The organism is Nonomuraea sp. NPDC004702, from assembly GCF_053601695.1.
The window spans coordinates 1-18,678 of the sequence record NZ_JBSGCE010000108.1; the positions used below are offsets into that span (position 1 = coordinate 1).

An 18,678-nucleotide genomic window follows, 5' to 3' on the forward strand; every position below is an offset into this window, starting at 1 on the left:
GCTCGACGAACTGCTCGTCGCCCTCGCGGACGCGCTCGTAGTACTCCGGGTGGGCGTGCAGTGCCATGGCCGCGAACGTCACGAACCTGGCCACCCAGCCGACCCGTACGTGGCCGCCCAGGCTCATGGCCATGGCCAGCAGGCGCCACTGCATCTTCGGGTTCATCACGCTGACGTTCCAGTTGACCCGCGGCGGCAGGTGCCGGACCAGGTACAGCAGGGAGTCCTCGGTGGGGGGCGTCCACGCGCCGCCGGGCCAGCCCAGGAACAGGGTCGTCCAGACCGGGTCGTCGAGCAGGCCCTGGTCGCGGATGAACTCCAGGTTCCAGAACGCGCCGGTGTAGAAGGACTCGACCTCGGGCTTGACGCCGTGCTCCTTGGCCGCCCTGCAGAACGCCTCCAGCTCGGGGCGGGTGTGGATGGCGTACTGCTCGTTGGCGGGGTAGGCCGGGTCGGGCCGGAAGTACTCGTCGTGCACGTTGAAGGCGTAGGACATCATGTCCGGGCGCAGCTTCATGAGCGCGACCTTCTCCTCCAGCCGGGCGCTGGCGATGCCGAACTGGATGATCGAGTCGCGCTCGGCGCGGATGCGGTCGGTCAGGTCGGCCCAGCCGTCGTAGTCGGTGCGGGAGAGCTGGCGGCCGTCCTCCTGGATCGAGTCCTCCAGGTAGTGCACGCCGTGGTGGTGGACGAGCGACGCGCCGGAGTCGATCGCCCGTACGTACTCACCGGCGACGGCGGGCACGTCGTCGATCCTCGGCATGCCCTTGAAGCCGGGATACGACATGGAACAGTCGACGGTTACGGTGATGACTACCTTGTCCACGAATGGCCTTTCTCACGGGGGGACGGGGCAGGCGCCTCGTGCGCCGCCCGACAGGTCAGGAACGGGTCTTCATGTAGTCGGCCCAGTTCTTCTGGACCGACTCGTTGTACTGCTTGGGCGTGACCTCGCCCGACAGCAGCCGCTGGGCCTCGGCGCCCTGGAAGGTGAGCATGGTCGGCGTGGGCCAGTCCTCCCAGGTGAACAGGCCGTTCTCGGAGGACAGCCGCTCGTAGGCGTCGACCATCTGCTTGAGCAGCGGGTCGTCGATCTCGGCGTTGACGCCCGCCTTGGTCGCCGACGGACGGCCGGCCGCGATCTGCGCCGCGACGGCCTCCTCGCCGGCGGTCACGTAGTCGATGAACGCCGCCGCGCAGTCGGGGTACCTGGTCTTGGCCGAGATGCTGAAGGGCAGGCTGTAGCCGCCGACGGCCGCGTGCTTGCCGCTGTCGCCGGCCGGGAAGAGCATGAAGCCGGCGTCGTCGCCCAGGGCCTTGCCGACGTCGCCGAGGGCCCAGGAGCCGGTGACGAAGAAGGCGGACTGGCCCTTGCCGAAGCGGCTGGTGGCGTCGGTGAAGCTGGTCGCCAGCGCGTCGGAGTTGAAGTAGCCCTTCTCCATCCAGGTGCGGAAGTCGGTCGAGCCCTTCAGGTGGCCGTCGTCGTCGTAGGTGCTGCCGGGCTTGTTGTAGACCCAGTTGTTGATCGTGTCCGGGGCCACGTACCAGCCGTTGAACAGCGACAGGTTGTGCAGCGCCGGCCACTTCTCCGAGTCGCCGAGCAGGACGGGGGTGACTCCGGCGGCCTTGGCCTTGTCCAGCGCCTGGAGGAAGGCCGCCTTGTCGTCGAGGGTGGCCGGGTCGATGCCCAGCTTGCCCAGGACGGCCTTGTTGTAGAACACGCCGACGTACTGGATGGCGGGCGGGACGGCGACGAGGCTGCCCTCGCCCAGCGCCTTGCCGTCGGCGGTGAACCTGTTGACCGTCAGCGCCGATTCGGGGAACTTCTCGGCCCACCCGAACGCCTTGGCGTACGGGTCCAGGTTCAGCAGCAGGCCCGCCTTCCACAGGGCGCCGTTGATGGCCCAGCCGGAGTTGCCCTGCATGACGTCGGGCGGGTTGTTGCCGGACATCACCAGCTTGATGGTGCCGGCGGAGGAGGCCCAGTCCTTGATCTGCAGGTCGACCGTGACGTTCTTGTTGGCCGCCTGGAAGGACTTCACCTGCTCCTTGAAGCCGTTGGCGATGGCCTCGCCGGCCTCCGACATGCCGACGGTGAGCTTGACGGTGCCGTACTTGGCGCACGACGTGCCCACGTCCGTCGGCGCGGCGGCCGGCTTCGTGGTGATCGAGGAGCCGGCGCAGCCCGTGGCGCCGATGGCGGCGGCGGTGGCGACAGCGGTCAGAGCTCGTGCGGAGCGATGGTGTCGGAGCATCCTGTCCTCCTTGAAATGAGCCATCAAGCCTCCGGGGCGGGGGTCTCGGAGGGGGGCGATGGCGGTGACTCCTCGCGTCCTGAAGTCTCAATCCACAAGGTCGGCGACGAAGAGCACCTGCGGGCGGCCGTTGGGGGGCTCGACCTCTCGCTGTGATCAGCAGCGAGGTGTTGCGTCAGACGAACTGTGTTGCACCAAGGGACGTTAGTGGTGCCCGACGCTATGGCGGACATTCGAGGCATGTCAACCCCCGTGAGCCGCATGTTTCCTGGCAATTCACTGCTCGGTGGATTCGGACAATGTGTTGCGTGAGACGTCAAGGGGTTGCATGTGTCGCAACACTTGTGGATGCTGTTGTGCACACCGAACCTGCCCCCCGGAAGAAGGCGACCAGTGGGAGCAACGTCAGCCACGGCCACCATGCAGGCCGCCGTGGCCACCTCGATCCCGAGCGAACGGCTCGACGTCACGCGCGTGCCGCGGCCGGTGCCCGAGACCGATGACGAGGTCGTCCTGCGGGTGCACGCCTGCGGCATCTGCGGCACCGACCTGCACGTCCTGGCCGGGCACTCCTACCGGCCCGAGACGCCCTTCGTGCTCGGCCACGAGCCGGTCGGGGTCGTCGTGGAGGCCGGCGCCGGAGCCCGGGAATGGCTCGGCCGCCGGGCCACCATCACCCTGTTCACCGGCGAGGGCTCGTGCGCGGCGTGCCGGGCCGGCGACGAGCGGCTCTGCCCGGAGCTGGTGTCGATCACCGGCGTGCTCGGCGCCTGGGGCGGCTACGCCGACCACCTGCGCGTACGGGCGGCCCAGCTCGTCGAGCTGCCGTCCGGGTTGTCGTGGGCGGACGCCGCCTCGCTGGTCGACGGCGGGGCGACCGCCGCCAACAGCGTCCGGGTGGCGCTGGAGCGCGATCCGCGCCGCGTGCTCGTGCTCGGCGCGGGGCCCATCGGTCACCTGTGCGCCGAGCTGCTGCGCGTGCGCGGCGTGCCCGTCCAGGTGGTCGAGCCCGCCCCGCTGCGCCGCCGGGCGCTCCAGGCCGTCGGCCACGACGTCGTCGCCTCGGTCGAGGAGGCCGGCGCGCCCGTCGACGCCGTCATCGACTGCACGGGCGTGCCCGCCGTCATGGCGCCGGGCCTGGACGCACTGAACGTGCACGGAACGTACCTGCTGGCCGGGTACGCTCGCGTCCCTGACGTGGACTTCGCCGTCGTCGCGCGCAAGGAGGCCCGCATCCGGGGCATCCGGTCGGGCCGCCGCGAGGACCTGGAGTCGATCGTCGCGCTGGCCGCCGCCGGGAGGATCCGGCTCTCACCGACCGCCCGGTGGCGGCTGTCCCAGGTGAACGACGCGCTCGACGCGCTTCGCGCCCGGCAGGTGCCCGGCAAGGCGGTCATCGTCCCTGACAGCGTCTGGAAGGAAGAAGTGGCATGAAGATCGCTCTTGACCCGGCGATGCTCCAGGGCCAACCGGTCGAGCTCGCCGCCCGCGCGGCCGCCGAGGCCGGCTACCGCCATCTGGAGATGGGCAACCGCGACGACTTCATCCCGGCGTTCGGCCCCATGCGCGCCTCGGCGGCCGAGCTGCGCGGCTTCCGCGACGCGGCGGACGCCTCCGGCGTCGAGATCGTCTCGGTCGCCGTGATCCAGGCGTGGTCCAGCCCCGACGAGGACGTCCGCAAGCAGGCCGTCGCCTGGTGGCGGGACGGCATCGCCGCCGCCGTGGAGCTCGGCTGCCGGCGGATCAACACCGAGCTGTCCGGCCACCCGGACCAGCCCGACGCCTGCCGGAAGGCGTTCCTGCGCTCGATCGAGGACCTGCTTCCGGTGCTCGACCGCGAGGACGTCGAGCTCGTCGTCGAGCCGCACCCGTGGGACTTCATCGAGACCACCGCCGGCGCGGTGGACCTGATCAAGGAGATCGGCAGCCCGCGGCTGCGCTACCTGCACTGCGTGCCGCACGCCTTCCACCTCCAGGGCAGCACCACCGAGCAGGTGGAGCTCGCCCGCGGCTGGTTCGACCACGTGCACGTCGCCGACACCTTCCGGCCCGGCCGCACCATCGTCAACCCGCCGGGCGTCCCGTGCCGCATCCACCAGCACTTCGACCTCGGCCGCGGCGAGATCGACTGGGCCGAGGTGCGCCGGGCGCTGGAGTCGGTCGCGTTCGACGGCATCCTCACCGTGCAGGTCTTCGGCTGGGAGGACCAGGCCGAGAGATCCTTCAGGGCCAACCGCGAAGCGGTTGATCACCTCTTCGGCCTGAACGGCGGACAATCCTTGTCATGACGACGAACCAGAGCCCCGGTACGAACGACCCCTCCGACGGCCGTACCGCCTCTCCCATACAGCGCGCGCTGCGGGCGCTGGAGCTGCTCTCCGCGGAACCGCTCACCGCCGCCGAGCTCGCCCGCGAGCTCGACGTCAACCGCAGCACCGCCCTGCGGCTGCTCGCCGAGCTGGTCGCCACGGGGTACGTGGCCCGCAACGAGGCGACCAAGCGCTACACGATCGTCCCGGCCAAGTTCTACGGGCTCATCCAGGCGCCGGAGACCGACTGGAGCCAGATCATCGACCCGGTGCTGGCCTCGATCCGCGACGAGTGCGGCGACGCGACGATCCTGGCGGTGCCGGCCAAGGACACGATGGTCTACCTCGCCTTCTTCCCCACCCGGCACGTGGTGGCCGTCTCCGAGCAGTTAGGGACGATCCGGCCGATGCACTGCTCGGCGCTGGGGAAGGCCTACCTGTCGGCCCTCGATCCCGAGGCCCTCGACACCCACCTGGCCCGGCTGTCCTACGCGGGCGGCACGGAGAACGCCGCCAAGGGACCCATCGAGTTGCGGCGCCGGGTGGAGGAGTCCCGCGAGGCCCGCTACGCGGTCGACCGGGACGAGACCTTCGACGGCGTCCGGTGCGTCGCGGTGCCGGTGCGGATCCGCGGCTCCCTGATCGGCGCGGCCGGCATCTCCGGCCCGTCCAGCCGCCTGTCCGACGCGCGGATCCCGCAGCTCGGGCAGTACCTGGCCGCGTCCATGTCGGGTCTGTGACCCCGGCGGGCGCGGTCAGGCGCGGAACGCGGACAGGGCGGCCGTGTGACCCCAAGCCAGGATGGCCTTAAGGCTGTAAACGATATTTCTCACTACGATGTCCGGATGCTTCGTGCTCCCCTCGCGGTCGAAGGTCCGGCCTCGCCGAATGCCGGGCGGCTCGCCTGGCTGGACGCGTTACGCGGGCTCGCCGCGATGGTGGTGGTCTTCGAGCACGCGCTCGAACCGCTGTGGCCGGAGGCACGCGCGCAGATCAAGGCCGTCTTCGATCCCGGCTGGTATGGCGTGCTGGTGTTCTTCCTGGTCAGCGGCTACATCGTGCCCGCGTCGCTGGAACGCCGGGGCAGTGTGCGGGCCTTCTGGATCTCGCGGTTCTTCCGGTTGTGGCCGCTGTTCGCCGTGTGCGTGGCCGGCATGCTGCTGCTCGCCGCGCTCGGCTGGGACGACCTGCACGTCTGGTGGGACACCCGGCCGCTGGCCATGGCCCTGGCCCACGCCGGCATGCTGCAGAACCTGCTGTACGCGCCGAACGTGGCCAACGTGCTGTGGACGCTGTCCTACGAGATGGCCTTCTACCTCCTGCTGACCGCGATGTTCACCCTCGGCGTGCACCGGCGCGGCACGGCCGCCGCGCTCGGGTTCGCGGCGGCCGCCGTGCTCGGCGCCGGGCTGCTGCCGGTGACGCTGCTGTCGGCGGGCGGCGCGGGCCGGATGCTCACGGTCGTGGTCGTGGTGACCGTCGTGCTGGGCGCCGGGCTGGCCGCCGTCCTGCGCGGCGGCAGGCGCGTCCGGCAGGCGGGCGCCGTGGCCGTCGCGGGCACGGTCCTGCTGCTGCTGGCGGTCAACCAGAGCTACCCCGGGCCCTGGCAGGGGCTGTTCATCCTGGCGACCATGTTCGCCGGCACCGTGCTCTACCGCGTCGAGGCCGGCCTGCTCGGTCAGCGGCATCTCGTCTGGGTGGCGCTGATCCCGCCGGCGGGGTTGTGGCCGGCGCGCGCCGAGCTCGGGACGCAGGTGGCGACCGTGGCGGCCTGGCTGACCTTCGCCGTCGCGATGACGCTGCGCCGCCGCGCGATGCCGTCGTGGCTGACCTGGCTGGGGCTGGTGTCGTACTCGATCTACCTGCTGCACCCGCTGCTGCTGGAGAGCGTCGAGTTCTTCCTGCCGGAGCCGTCGGGCGTGCCGCTCGCGGCGCGGCTGACGCTCCTGGCCGCGGTGTGCGCGGCGCTGCTCGGTCTGTGCGCGCTGACGTGGCGGTGGGTGGAGGCGCCGGCGCAGCGGCTGGGCAGACGCCTGATCCGCCGGGCCGAGCCCGCCCCTCAGAAGCGGTAGTGCTGGACGGCGGTGCCCTTGCGGGACAGGGACGTGCTCCAGGAGGTGAGCCGGCTCGCCAGCCGGGTCGTCCACGGGTAGCCGGCGACCTCGGGCTCGCGGGTCAGGAAGATCTCGCGCACCAGCTTCAGCCGGGGCTCCAGGCGCTCGATGTCCTGCGGCGTGTCGAATCCGGGCGACTTCAGGAAGGGCGCGACGGATTGGGTGCCTGGGTACTTCCTGGCCGCCCACACGTGGAACCTCGTGTAGCCGTTGAAGCAGATCTCGCCCGCGGGGAAGTGGCGGATGAGCCGGTCGAGGAGGCCGGCCAGCTCCTCCCGTGACAGGAACCCGATCAGGCCGTCGGCGACGATCACGGCCGGACGGTCGGAGGGCACCTCGTCCAGCCAGCGGGGGTCGTTGAGGTCGCGGCCGATGACGTGGGCGTGCGGACGCTCCGGCAGCAGCAGGCGCCGGGCCTCGGCCACGCCGGGCAGGTCGACGTCGTACCAGTCGACGGTGGGGGGCGGGTCGACGCGGTGGACGCGGGTGTCGAGCCCGGCGCCCAGGTCGAGCCCGACCGCGTCGGGACGGCCGGCGACGAACCGCCGCACGATGTCGTCCATGACCAGGGACCGGTGGGCGATGCCCACGACCGGGCTGGCGGAGAGCTTGAACCGGGCGGTGTCGAGGTCGAGCTTCGCGGCCAGGTCGTAGGCCGTCCGGTCGCGCAGGATCGGGTGCTCGGCCCGGTAGTCGAGCGCCTTGCCGGCCAGGGTGAGCCAGAGCGTGTTCTCCAGCGGGGTGAGGTCGGGGAGGGGGATGGTCATCGCGTCAGTCCTCTTCCTGGGGTGAGTCGTCGAGGGCGGCCCGGGCCGCCTTGAGGGCGGCGTCGCCGGTGAACAGCCCGTGGGTGTAGAGCTCCAGCGTGGGCAGCGCGAGGCGGCGCAGCACGTCGGGCCCGAACTGCTCGTGGCCCAGCGCGCGCGCCAGCGACGGCGGCATGGTCAGCGTGGCCACGCTGTTGAGCACGGTCAGCACCGCCAGCGCCCGCACGTCGGAGGACGGCCGCATCGAGCCGTCGGCGATCCCGGCCCGCAGGACCTGCTCCGACTCCTCCACCAGCGTCTCGACGAACGTGGCCGCGGCCGGTGTGTCCTCCTCGATCGCGCGCAGCATGTACCGCACCTGGAGGCGGTACTCCTCCGGGTTGGACAGGTACTCGCGGAAGAGGTCCTGCATGCCGCTCGGGCGGGCGCCGCCGGCCCGCCGGACCAGGATGCCCAGGACGTGCTCGTCGCAGGCGCTCCGGAGCTTCTCCTTGCTGCCGAAGTGGTGGATGACCAGGGCGGGGCTCACCCCGGCGGTCGCCGCCACGGCGCGCAGGTTGGTCTTGCCGAAGCCGTCACGGGCGAAGTGCGCGATGGCCGCGTTGCGGATCTTGGCCTGAGCGGTCAGGTCTGAACACATGTTCAGTAGACTAAACACATGTTCAGTCCCTGGCAAGTGGCATGGGAAAGCCCCGTGCTGGAGACGGCACGGGGCTCGGGGCGTGCGCCGGACCTAGTTCCGGCGGGTGAGCACCCACTGCCAGGTCTCCTCGCCGCCGCGGTCGCGGCTGCCGGTGAGCTGGATCATCCGCTCGCCGTCGGCGCCGGCCAGCGCCAGGCCGTTGTCGAACTCGTTCTTGCACGCGCCCGCGCAGCCCAGCACCACCACGTTCTCGTTGTCGGCCCAGGCCAGGTGCTGCAGCACCAGCTGCCGGCCGGGCACCGAGGGCGGCAGGTCGCGGTCCAGCGTCAGCCTGCCGTCGGGCGAGACCTTCGACCAGCCCGAGTAGTCGATGTACCGGTCGCCGGCCGGGCCGTCCCGGCGGGCGCCGTCGAGGCCGAGCCACAACCTGTCGGGCATGGTGTCGGTGGGCTCCCAGAGCATGGACCCGTCCAGGCTCCAGCCGAGGTCCTGGCGCGCGTTCATGTTCCCGGGGCTGCCGTCGCGGTCCAGCGACGGCAGCGGGTGGTAGGCGGCCTGGCCGGTGGCGACGTCGATGACGTAGAAGCCGATCCGGGGCTGGACGAACTCCTCGACGGTGTAGGAGTTCTTGCCCATCTGCTTCCGGCTCTGCTCCGGATACTGCGAGTACGCCGTGGCCAGCACCCTGGTGCCGTCCGGCGACCAGACCAGCGAGCCGACGTCGTGCTCCAGGTCGATCCAGGCGAGGGCCTGCCGGGTGTTCATGTCGACGATCCCCACCCGCCTGCCGATCCGCTCGCCCTGGAGCACCGCCGCGAGCTGGAGCCCCGGCGCCACGTCCAGCCAGGCCCACGGCGTCTTCTCATAGCCGTCGGAGCGGGGGTCGTACAGGTGCCAGGTGCGCCGCACGCGCTCGCCGCCGCCCGGCGTCTTCTCCAGCCAGGTGGTGAAGTAGGCGGAGACGGCCACGTCCCCCGCCGCCACGAACCTCTTCGGCGGCGCGTTCTCGACGTCGGCCCGCACGTCCGTGGACGTCACCGAGGGATGCACGGGCACGGGGACCCCGTTCGCCGGGCGCACCGTCGTGCTCCGGCCGTGCAGCCCGACGGCCAGCACCGCCACGACGACGGCCATCCCGGCGGCCAGCACCACCGCCATGACCGGCGGCCGGGCACGCCGCCGTAGCGCCCGGTCGGCCAGGTCGTGCGGCAGCCGCACCTCGTCGGCCCACTCCTCCATGGTGTCGCGAAGCAGCCGGTTCATGTGGTGACCTCCAGTTCCGCAGCCAGTTCCGGGGCGATCTGCCGCAGCCGGGCGAGCGACCGGAACGTGGTGCTCCGCACCGTGCCGACCGAGCAGGACAGCATGGCGGCGATCCGGTCCTCCGGCAGGTCCTCGAAGTAGCGCAGCACCAGCACGGCGCGCTGCCTCGGGGTGAGCCGGGCCAGCGCGGCGCGCAGCACCATGCGCAGGTCGCTCTGGTGCGTGCCGTCGGCCCCCGGCCGGTCGGGCGGCTCGGCCTGGACCACCTCGCCGCGCCGCCCGATCGCGCGCCACCAGTTCACCTGCTGCCGGTACATGATCTGCCGGACGTACGCCTCGGGGGCGTCCACCTGCCGCCATCGGGCCGCCAGCTTGGCCAGCGCGGCCTGCACGAGATCCTCGGCCGCGTGCTGGTCGCCGCCGCTGAGCATGAACCCGAGCCGCATCAGGGCAGGAGAGCGCGCAGAGACGAACTCGCGGAAGCCTTGCTCGTCCGCAGGGTCCACGACCACCTCCAAACGTGTGAATGACACCCCTGAGACGCGCGCGGGGCACTCCCGCTATGCCTGTCCGGCCGGACGATTCTCGGGCGGCCCCCGGTCAGCGGCCGGCCGCCTTCAGGTCGATCACCACCTGGGTGCCCTGCGCCGTCCGGAACCAGACCACGCCCTCCTGGGTGTGCAGCGTGGGCGGGGCCTTGTCGCCCCTGCGCGTCGGCACGGGGAAGAGCCGTCCGGTGCGCTTGGTGGCGACGTCGTGCAGGGCCAGGGCGCGGCCGCCGGCGTCCCCCTGGTTGAGCAGGACGAAGCGGCCGGAGATCAGCGTTCCCGTGGCGTTCCCGGGCAGGTCCCGGCGGTCCGTCCCGTCGCGCCGCCAGGCCGTCGTCCTGTCGAGGCACCACACCGGGCCGCAGTCGGTCCACGACGAGCGCTTCTTGGCCGGGACCGCGTTCCTGGACCGGCCGGTGAGCACGTTCTTCAGGTGCTCCAGGGGCCGGGCGACGGGGTGGTCGACCGTCGGGTCGTGCGCCGGCCATCCGGCCCAGGGCCACTCGACCAGGTAGAAGCCCTTCGTCCCGCTGACCAGGGACACGTTCCCGCCCTTGAGCGGCGCCCGGTAGACGCCGCCGTCGGCGGGCGACCACACGGCCATGCCGCCGGCGATGGCCAGCTTCTTGAGCCCGGTGTAGGCGTTGTCGCTGGACAGCACGGCCCTCAGTGCCGCGATCCGCTGCGGGACGCCCCCGGTGACGGGCACCGCCCAGATCTCCGACCGGTCGTCCCGGAGCGCCGACCACGCCAGGTGGCCGTCGCCGAAGACCAGCGGCTCGTTCGCGACCTTGACGTCCTGCAACGGCGCGACCTGGGTGAACGCGCGCTTGTCGAGGTCGTACGACCAGATGCCGTCGAGCCGGTTCCCGGTGAGCCCCCGGCCGGCCACCACCCGGTCGGAGACGAACACGTCCGGCACGAAGACCCGGCCGCCGGGGCCCGTCGCCGGGATCTCGTGCACCGCGCCCGGCCACACCTGCTCGACCGGCGGCGACAGGCGGCCGGCGGCCGCCGGCGGGGCCGCGGCGGACGGCGGCGCGGAGCCGATCGTCCGGGTCCCCAGGACGGTGACGCCCACCACGGCGGCGGTCGCGGTCGCCACCGCCACCGGCGCCCACCACCATCGGGCCGCCGTCGCTCTCCGGCGCGGCGACGGCGCGACCCGCGGCCGCCCGTCGTCCTGAACCGTCTCGGCCCTGGCCGCCATGGCGTCCCTGAGCCGGTCCTCGATCGTGGTCATGCCCGGCCTCCCAGCTCGCGCTCAAGCCGCTCCAGGGCTCTGGAGGCGGTGGACCGTACCGTGCTCTGCCGCAGGCGCGTCGCCTCGGCGATGTCGGCGTCGGACAGGTCGAGGTAGTAACGCAGGACGAGAACCTCGCGCTGCCGCCGGGGCAACCGGCCGAGCGCCGCGAGCATCTCCTGCCGCGACTCGCCCAGGAGCGCGATCGTCTCGGCGGAGTCCACCGGGTCGTCGCGCCGCCGCAGGATCGCCCTGGCGGCGACACTCCGCCTGCGCAGCAGCGAGCGCGAGGCGTTCAGCACGCAGACCCGCACGTACGCCAGGGTGAGGGTCGCCGGGCTCCGGCCGGGCAACCTGGAGAAGACGTCCTGGACGACGTCCTCCGCGCTCTCCCGGTCGCCCACGAGCAGCAGGGCCAGGCGGACGAGGGCGAGCCGGTGCTCCCGGTACAGGCCGGCCACCGCGTCGGCGGCCTCGGCCGGCGGCGGGGACGCGCGAGCGACGATATCGACATTCATGCACAGGGAACGCGCACCTGCCCCGATCCGCTGCGTGCCGGGCACGCCTTCGTTCAGGCCGGGGCGGAGCGGCCCGGCAGGTACGGCCCGACCAGCTCGGCGAGCCCGGCGGACTGGCGGCGTCCCTCCAGGTACACCCGGCCCCACCGGCTCCGGTCGCCGAGGTCCGGCCCGAACGCCTCCAGCGCCGCCTGGTCGGGCAGGATCCGCACGCCCCGCTCGACCGCCGGGCCCGGGAACAGGTGCCCGAGCGGCTCGACGAGGACGATCGCGCCCGCGCCCGCGGCGAGGTGCACGTTGGACCCGCCGCCGAGCGCGCCGTCCATGTACCGGCGTGCGCCGATGGTGATCGGGACGGCGTGGCCGGGGGCGGCGCTGCTGGCGGCGACGGCGGCGGGCAGCGGGACGCCGCTGTCGCCGCTCCAGACCACCGGCTCGCCGCTGACGGCGTCCACGGCGGTGATCAGCAGCGGGCGGCCGGGCCAGGAGGCGGTGCCGACGAGCCGGCGCATGGCGGTCAGATGGTCCTCCTCCGGCAGCGCGTCCGCCTCCAGGGCGAGCGCGCCGGCCTGGCGCAGCGCCTCGCGCGGGTCGGCGCCGGGCGCGTTGAGGATCTGCAGGACGCGCGGCATCACGGTCGGGTCCCCGCGCCGCCGGTCCGGGGGCGCGGGCGGCAGGTCGGCGAGCTCGTCCAGGTCACGTCCGGCGGTCAGGGCGGCGGCGGCGATCGCGCCCGCCGAGGTGCCGACGAGCAGATCGGCGTCCGCGAGCTCCACGCCCGCCGCGCGCAGGCCCGCCGCCAGGCCGAGCAGCCAGGCCGTGCCCACCGGACCGCCCGGCCCCAGGACGACGGCGACGTCGGCGGTGCTCGCTGTGAAGATCATGCTCCGATGCTACAAGGCGGCGTCCGGCGCGGGTCGTGCCGATTGTCCGGACCGGTGCGGGGGGCTGCCGGACAATCGGCCGGTCACCGAGACTGGGACCCCGCCGACGCTGTGACCTGTGTGTTCCCGCTCAGGCCGGAACAGGGTGACGGGCGGCGGCCCCGGGTTGTGCACTGGATCCCGTGCCCGGCCGGAGAACACGCATCGGACTGACGAGAGGTGACGGCATGACCAAGACGACACTCAGACTGGCCTCGATCGGCCTGCTGGCCGCGACCGGACTCGCCCTGGCCGCCGGCCCGGCCGCCGCGAAGGACGACTACTACCCCGGCACGGGCGGGATCGCCCCCATGAGCGAGGACTTCTACCCCGGCAACGGCGGGTGAGTGCCGGGCCGGTCTTGCGGTCCGGGCCTTGAGGGAGGCCAGGCCCGCGCGGCCACGGGGGCCGCGGGCCTGGTGGGCGGGGGCATGAGCGGCCCCGCCTGGCTCCGCGAGGCCGGCTTCCACTCCTGGACCAGGAGCCCGAGCAGCACCTGGTCCAGGAACTCGCCCATCACCCACGCGGAGGAGCGCAGCACGCCCTCGCGGACGAAGCCGTTGCGCTCGGCCGCGTGCAGCATCGCGACGTTGTCGGCCAGCGTCTCGATCTGCAACCGCTGCAGGCCGCGCAGGACGAAGCCGTAATGGCACAGCACCGCGACCACGTCGGTGCCGTAACCCTTGCCGCGGCAGGACGGCAGCAGCCCCAGCCCGATGTGCGCGGACCGGTGGTGGGTGTCGATGCCCCACAGCGTCGCCGCGCCGACGAGCGCGCCGCCGTCGAGGTCCACCACGGAGAACGGGACGACCGCCTCCACGGTGTCGTCCACCACGAGCCGCGAGTCCGTGGTGCCGGGCGTGACCGGCCGCCACGGACGGTTTCCGGCCCGCGAGGAGTAGACCGGGTCGTCGTAGAGCTCGGCCCGCAGGATCGGGATGTCGTCCTCGTGGCGGGCCCGGAGCCCGACCTTGCCGCCCTTAAGCACCCCAGCTTCCTATCCGTCCGGATCGGGCGGCCGCAAATGATTTTGCGCGGGCGGTCAGGCGTCCGGGTCGCACCAGCCGCGGCGCGCCGCCAGCAGGCCGGCCTGGAAGCGGGTGCGGGCGCCGAGCCGGTCCATCAGCTCGCTGACCCTGCGGTGCACCGTGCGCAGGCTCACCCCGAGCTGGCGGGCGACCGCCTCGTCCTTGAGCCCGGCCGCGAGCAGCGTGAACAGCTCGGGGTCCGGCAGGTCCGCCGGGCGGGAGCGCGACTCGTAGAGCGGGAGCGGCAGCGCCGCCCGCCACAGGACCTCGAACAGGGCGACCAGCGCGTCGAGCAGCGACGAGGAGTGCACGATGACCGCGCTGCCGGAGTGGGCCGAGGCGTCGGCGTTCAGCGGCAGGATGGCGGTCCTGCGATCGGCGATGGCCAGCTTCATCGGCACCTCGGGGCTCACCCTGGCCTGCTCCCCGGCCGCCGCCGACTCCTGGGCGAGACGGAGCTTGCCGGGGATCTCCAGGGCCGAGGCGTCGTAGATGCCGCGCACCACGAGGCCGTGCGCGAGGCGTTCCATCTCGGGGGCGTTCTGCTGGGAGGGATCCTGGGCGTACGGGGGCCGGTCGAGGACCAGGAGCTCCTCGGTCGCGGTCTGCTGCAACTGGGTGAAGCGCTGCACCACGGCCGCCTGCCCCTGGACGACCTCCACCAGCTCCTCGGGCGCCAGGTTCTCCGTCCGCGGCGTCTCGGCCAGCAGCGCGAGCGCGGCCAGCCTGGCCTGGGCCAGCCCCTCCTCGCGGCGGGAGATGAGGGCGGCCACCGCCACGTCGGGCCTGGTCGGCACGTACCGGACCGGGCGGCCGGCCATGCGGCTGACCAGGCCCAGCGCCTCCAGCCGGGAGCACGCCCGGCGCAGGGCCACGGTGGTGCGGCCGGTGTGCGCGGCCAGCTCGGGCAGCGTGGTGCGCGGCCGGCGCAGCAGGGTGCGGTAGATCTGCTCGTCCTCGGCGTCCACGCCGACGGCGGCGAGGGCGTTGTCGTCCGCGTTCATGATCGAACAGTTTGACAGATACCTGCCATGGCGTGAACCAGCCGCGGGCAGACCTAGCCTGAGCATCGCATTCACCGATAGGAACGAACGCGTACCAGATTCCTGTCGGGGAGGCAGTGTTGAAGAAGGCGTTCACCATCGGGCTCGCGACCGCGCTGACGGTCTTGTCCGCCGCCACGCCCGCCATGGCGAGGACCTCCAGCGAGGGTTTCGACGGCTCGGGCTGGAGCCGGCCGGTCTGCCAGACGGTCGCCGGTGACGGCTCTGTGACGTACGCGTGGAACGACGGCAAGAAGATCGCGTCCACCAGCGAGGTGCTCGGCCCGATCGTCTACACCACCGGGCTGGTCGCGCTCGACCGCCCGAACCAGTTGCTGGCCATGTCCAACAGGCGGTTGCTGGCCTCCAAGGACGCGGGCTGCACCTGGAAGGCGGCCGGCGAGGTCAAGGGCTCCTTCGTCGAGCTGGTCGCCGCCCAGGGCGGCCGGGCCTACGCCTGGGACCGCGACGGCAACCTGGCGCTCGCCACGCCCGAGGGCGTCACGCCCCTCACCGGGCCGGGCGGCGACCTGATCGGGATCGGCGTGGACCGGGGCGACGGCGACCGCCTGCGGGCGTCCGACCTGCTGGGCCAGCTGCACGAGTCGCGGGACGGCGGGCGCACCTGGCAGCCCGTCGGGGCGCCGGCCTGGTCACCGAGCGACACCCGCATGTCCTACACGGCGGTGTTCGACCCGCACGACCTGGACCACGTGGTGCTCGGCGCCTCCGACACCGGCGCCCGCGTCACCTTCGACGGAGGCCGCACCTGGGCCTCGGCCGCGGGGCTGGCCGCGGACGGCGACCGGGTCAACGTGTTCAGCGCCGCGATCTCCCCGGCCGCCGGGAACGTCGTGTGGGCGATGGGGCTCAACCTGGCGGAGCTGGAGGCCGGCGTGCCGTCCGGCGGCCGGCACATCTACCGCTCGGACGACGGCGGCCGGAACTTCACCCCCGCCGTGGACCAGGACGCGGTGGTGACGATCCCCAACGGGCCGCTGCTCGCCCCGCACCCGAAGGACGCCGACGTCCTCTACTTCGACTTCGGGACCGGCTGGTCGGCGATCGGCACGGACATCTACAAGTACGAGTCCCGCAAGGACCGCGTCACCGTCAACCACAACGCCTACGACCGGGTCACCTCGATCGCCTTCAACCCCGCGTACCCGAGCGTGATGTACCTGGGGGTCTCCGAAGAGGCGTAGCGGCCGTCCCCGCCCCTCGCGTCCCATGGTGGTTCCGCGCCATGGGACGCGAGGGCGGCGTCACTCCGCCTGCCGGGCCGCCGGCTGGAGGGCGGGCGCCACGTTGCCGCCGGAGACGATCGCCACCACCGGCCCGTCGGGCAGAAGCGCCTGATGGGCCAGGTAGGCGGCGGTGGTCACGGCCCCGCTTGGCTCGGCGCGCTCGCCCAGCCGGTCCCACAGCAGGTCGGCGGCGGCATCGATGTCGTCCTCGCGGACGGTCAGCATGTCGTCGACGTGCCGCCGGATGTGCTCCCAGGCCAGCTCGCCGAGGACGGGGCCGCGCAACCCGTCGGCCCTGGTGCGGTAGGTCAGCTCCACCGGCCAGGCCGTCCGGCTGCCGCTGCGGAAGCTGGCCGCGCCGTCGGCGGCGAGCTCGGGCTCGACGCCGATCACGGTGATCGCGGGGTCGGCGGCCTTGGCCGCCACCGCGACGCCGGCCAGCAGACCGCCGTTGCAGACGGGCACCAGGATCGTGCCCGCCTCCGGAAGGTCCAGGACGATCTCCGCCCCGGCGCTGCCGTGCCCGGCGATCACGTCGAAGTCGTCGGAACGCACGACGGTCGCCCCGAGATGGTCGGCCAGCGCCAGGCAGGTGATCTCGCGCAGCGCCGGCGGCACGATGACCACCTCGGCGCCGAGCCCGCGGGCCGCCTCCACCTTGAGCTCCGGCGCGGTGTCGGGCAGGACGACGGTGGCCCGCACCCCGTGTTCGGCGGCGGCGTAGGCGATGGCCTGGGCGTGGTTGCCCGAGGACTGGGCCACGACGTGCGTGATGCCCCGACCGGCCAGCCGGGCCACCGCGTTCGCGGCGCCGCGCACCTTGAAGGAGGCGGTGGGCTGCCGGTTCTCCGGCTTGAGCCAGAGGCGTTCGCCGGGCAGTCGCAGCAGCGGCGTGCGCCGGACGAACGGGGCGATGCGGGCCGCGGCGGCCCGCACGTCGGACGCGGATACCAAGATCATCCGTTCAGCACCTTCTCCTGGATCGCGTTCAGGTCGGCGGCTGCCTCCGAGGGCGGCGCCGCGTCGGGGATGAGGTCCTCGATGTGGTGCAGCGGCCGGTGACGCAGCCCGAGCAGACCCCAGATCACCATCAGGACGCCGCTGGCCAGCAGCACCGCCGCGGCGCCGCCGCCCGGCCGGGAGGTCAGCGGCTCCGCCCATTCGGCCAGCGGCCCGGCCGACAGGAAGCCCAGCGGCTGCATGGCCGTGGCCAGCATGACGTTCACCGCCAGCACCCGGCCCTGCAGGTCCGGGCCCACCTTGGTCTGGATGATCGACAACCAGTGCGCGTTGCCGATGCTCATGCAGGCCAGCCGGACGAACAGGCCCACCGCGACCAGCCCCACGACCGGCCACGCGCCCATCAGCACGACACCGATCCCGGACCCGATCACGAAGGCGATCATGCCGGTCGCCCGGCGGCGGCTGCCGCCCCACACCAGGATCACGCCCGTGCCCACCGCCACGCCGAGACCGCCGGCGGCCGTCACCACGCCCAGGTCGGCCGAGCTGCCGATGGACAACACGATCGGGGTGATGAGCACCCACATCAGCGCGGTGCAGAAGTTGACCACCGCGAAGAAGACCGCCATCACCAGCAGCGGCCGCCGCCGGCGGATGAAGCGCCATCCGCCGCTCAGCGCCGCCCGGAAGCTCTCCTCCCGCCGGTGGAAGAGCCGGTTCGGGAACCGGACCGCGAGCAGCGTCCCCACGCCGATCGCGAAGGTGGCCACGTCGATGGAGATCACCGCCGACAGCCCGAACAGGCCGATCAGCGCCCCGCCCGCCAGCGGGGCCACCACGTTGCCCGCGCCGAACCCCAGGTTGGCCATGGCGTTGGCCTGCGGCAGGTACGGCTTGGGCACCAGCTGCGCGATCGCGGCCAGGTAGGCGGGCTGATGGAACGCCGTGACCATCGAGGTGACGGCGACGATGAGACAGACGTTCCACAACTCCAGCCGGCCGGTCGCCATCAGCAGCACCAGCGCCCCCATCGCCAGCCCGGACAGGGCGTCGCAGGCGAGCATGATCTTGCGCCGGTCCACCCGGTCGGCCAGCGCGCCGCCCAGCGGGGTGAGCAGCACGGCCGGGATCTGCGCCAGCATCGTGACCAGCGCGAGGTCCAGGATCTCGCCGCTGCGCTGGTAGGCCCAGATGCCCAGCGCGAAGGCGCTGAGCGCGTTGCCCACCGCCGACGCGAACTGCCCGCCGGCGACGGTGTAGAAGGAGCGCAGGCCGGTCCGGTCAGGCGGGCGCACGGGATCCGGGAGCTCACCGTCCGACCAGCGCCGTAGCTGGCCGAACACCAGGGCGGCCAGCGGCTCGGCCTGATGGCGCAGGAAGTAGTGACCGGCCCTGGGCAGCACGGCGTGCCCCACCCTCGACGCGAAGGCGCCCCATTCGGCGTAGCGCTCCTCGTGCAGCTGGGTGGCCCGGTCCCGCTCGCCCACCAGGCACAGGATCGGCGCCGCCAGCCGCGGGCCGTCGGCGGTCAGCTCCCGGGTGAACCACTCCTGCGCCTGCGTGGAGTCGTGGCGCATGGCGCGCACCGCGGTCGCCTTGGCGGCCTCGTCCATGTCGTCGAGCAGGCCGCCCGACGCCCGCAGCGCGTCACGGAACAGCCGGTCGGAGACCAGGCGGTCGCCGCGGAACAGCTTCCTGGCCAGGCCGGGCAGCCGCGCGGCCGGGAAGCTGGCGGCGGCGATCACGCCCAGCACGGGCACGCCGTCGGCCTCCAGCTTGCGCGCGAGCGCGACGGCGGGCGCGGAGCCCACGCA

19 protein-coding genes are annotated in these 18,678 nt (G+C 72.8%); 6 read left to right on the forward strand and 13 right to left on the reverse strand.

Annotation, left to right across the window (positions count from 1 at the left end):
* A partial coding sequence (locus ACWEJ6_RS50690; protein WP_452432717.1) for a 3-keto-5-aminohexanoate cleavage protein occupies window positions 1–826 on the reverse strand: 826 nt, incomplete at its 3' end.
* 55 nt (window positions 827–881) lie between these two features.
* Window positions 882–2,255, reverse strand: a complete 1,374-nt coding sequence (locus ACWEJ6_RS50695; protein ID WP_452432719.1) for an ABC transporter substrate-binding protein — start codon at window positions 2,253–2,255, stop codon at window positions 882–884.
* A gap of 393 nt (window positions 2,256–2,648) precedes the next feature.
* Between ACWEJ6_RS50695 and ACWEJ6_RS50700 the strand changes: the two genes are divergently transcribed.
* The 4 genes from ACWEJ6_RS50700 (at window position 2,649) to ACWEJ6_RS50715 (ending at window position 6,636) form a co-directional block, all read left to right on the forward strand.
* On the forward strand, window positions 2,649–3,689 hold the full coding sequence (locus ACWEJ6_RS50700; protein WP_452432721.1) for an alcohol dehydrogenase catalytic domain-containing protein: 1,041 nt from the start codon (window positions 2,649–2,651) through the stop codon (window positions 3,687–3,689).
* On the forward strand, window positions 3,686–4,543 hold the full coding sequence (locus tag ACWEJ6_RS50705) for a sugar phosphate isomerase/epimerase family protein (RefSeq protein ID WP_452432722.1): 858 nt from the start codon (window positions 3,686–3,688) through the stop codon (window positions 4,541–4,543). The genes ACWEJ6_RS50700 and ACWEJ6_RS50705 overlap by 4 nt, the downstream gene beginning before the upstream one ends.
* Window positions 4,540–5,304, forward strand: a complete 765-nt coding sequence (locus ACWEJ6_RS50710) for an IclR family transcriptional regulator (protein WP_452432723.1) — start codon at window positions 4,540–4,542, stop codon at window positions 5,302–5,304. The genes ACWEJ6_RS50705 and ACWEJ6_RS50710 overlap by 4 nt, the downstream gene beginning before the upstream one ends.
* A gap of 105 nt (window positions 5,305–5,409) precedes the next feature.
* On the forward strand, window positions 5,410–6,636 hold the full coding sequence (locus ACWEJ6_RS50715) for an acyltransferase family protein (protein WP_452432725.1): 1,227 nt from the start codon (window positions 5,410–5,412) through the stop codon (window positions 6,634–6,636).
* Here the strand turns inward: ACWEJ6_RS50715 and ACWEJ6_RS50720 are convergent.
* The 7 genes from ACWEJ6_RS50720 to ACWEJ6_RS50750 form a co-directional block, all read right to left on the reverse strand.
* Window positions 6,624–7,445: a class I SAM-dependent methyltransferase gene (locus ACWEJ6_RS50720; RefSeq protein WP_452432727.1), complete on the reverse strand. Its 822-nt coding sequence runs from the start codon at window positions 7,443–7,445 to the stop codon at window positions 6,624–6,626. The two genes, ACWEJ6_RS50715 and ACWEJ6_RS50720, sit on opposite strands and share 13 nt — an antisense overlap.
* A gap of 4 nt (window positions 7,446–7,449) precedes the next feature.
* Window positions 7,450–8,085 carry a TetR family transcriptional regulator gene (locus ACWEJ6_RS50725; RefSeq protein WP_452432729.1) on the reverse strand — a complete coding sequence of 212 codons (636 nt, stop codon included), beginning with the start codon at window positions 8,083–8,085 and terminating at the stop codon, window positions 7,450–7,452.
* Window positions 8,086–8,178: 93 nt separating this feature from the next.
* A complete protein-coding gene (locus tag ACWEJ6_RS50730; protein ID WP_452432730.1) occupies window positions 8,179–9,351 on the reverse strand; it encodes a hypothetical protein in 1,173 nt (390 codons plus the stop codon).
* Window positions 9,348–9,857, reverse strand: coding sequence for a SigE family RNA polymerase sigma factor (locus ACWEJ6_RS50735; RefSeq protein ID WP_364341428.1), 510 nt, complete (start codon window positions 9,855–9,857; stop codon window positions 9,348–9,350). The genes ACWEJ6_RS50730 and ACWEJ6_RS50735 overlap by 4 nt, the downstream gene beginning before the upstream one ends.
* Before the next feature lie 94 nt (window positions 9,858–9,951).
* A complete protein-coding gene (locus ACWEJ6_RS50740) occupies window positions 9,952–11,142 on the reverse strand; it encodes a hypothetical protein (RefSeq protein ID WP_452432731.1) in 1,191 nt (396 codons plus the stop codon).
* Entirely contained in the window at window positions 11,139–11,660 is a 522-nt protein-coding gene (locus ACWEJ6_RS50745; protein WP_452432732.1) for an RNA polymerase sigma factor, read from the reverse strand. The genes ACWEJ6_RS50740 and ACWEJ6_RS50745 overlap by 4 nt, the downstream gene beginning before the upstream one ends.
* Window positions 11,661–11,713: 53 nt before the next feature.
* Window positions 11,714–12,544, reverse strand: a complete 831-nt coding sequence (locus ACWEJ6_RS50750; protein ID WP_452432733.1) for a patatin-like phospholipase family protein — start codon at window positions 12,542–12,544, stop codon at window positions 11,714–11,716.
* Between the two features lie 227 nt (window positions 12,545–12,771).
* Here ACWEJ6_RS50750 and ACWEJ6_RS50755 point away from each other — a divergent pair, with 227 nt between their 5' ends.
* Window positions 12,772–12,930, forward strand: coding sequence for a hypothetical protein (locus ACWEJ6_RS50755; RefSeq protein ID WP_452432734.1), 159 nt, complete (start codon window positions 12,772–12,774; stop codon window positions 12,928–12,930).
* Here ACWEJ6_RS50755 and ACWEJ6_RS50760 read toward each other — a convergent pair.
* Window positions 12,909–13,571, reverse strand: coding sequence for a GNAT family N-acetyltransferase (locus ACWEJ6_RS50760; protein WP_452432736.1), 663 nt, complete (start codon window positions 13,569–13,571; stop codon window positions 12,909–12,911). The genes ACWEJ6_RS50755 and ACWEJ6_RS50760 overlap by 22 nt on opposite strands.
* A 54-nt stretch (window positions 13,572–13,625) precedes the next feature.
* Window positions 13,626–14,615: a helix-turn-helix transcriptional regulator gene (locus tag ACWEJ6_RS50765; protein WP_452432737.1), complete on the reverse strand. Its 990-nt coding sequence runs from the start codon at window positions 14,613–14,615 to the stop codon at window positions 13,626–13,628.
* A gap of 119 nt (window positions 14,616–14,734) precedes the next feature.
* On the opposite strand from ACWEJ6_RS50765, the gene ACWEJ6_RS50770 reads away from it, so the two are divergent.
* Window positions 14,735–15,859 carry a WD40/YVTN/BNR-like repeat-containing protein gene (locus ACWEJ6_RS50770; protein WP_452432738.1) on the forward strand — a complete coding sequence of 375 codons (1,125 nt, stop codon included), beginning with the start codon at window positions 14,735–14,737 and terminating at the stop codon, window positions 15,857–15,859.
* A gap of 60 nt (window positions 15,860–15,919) precedes the next feature.
* Here the strand turns inward: ACWEJ6_RS50770 and ACWEJ6_RS50775 are convergent, their stop codons facing one another.
* A complete protein-coding gene (locus ACWEJ6_RS50775) occupies window positions 15,920–16,861 on the reverse strand; it encodes a threonine ammonia-lyase (protein WP_452432740.1) in 942 nt (313 codons plus the stop codon).
* A partial coding sequence (locus ACWEJ6_RS50780) for an MFS transporter (RefSeq protein WP_452432741.1) occupies window positions 16,858–18,678 on the reverse strand: 1,821 nt, incomplete at its 5' end. The genes ACWEJ6_RS50780 and ACWEJ6_RS50775, both read right to left, overlap by 4 nt.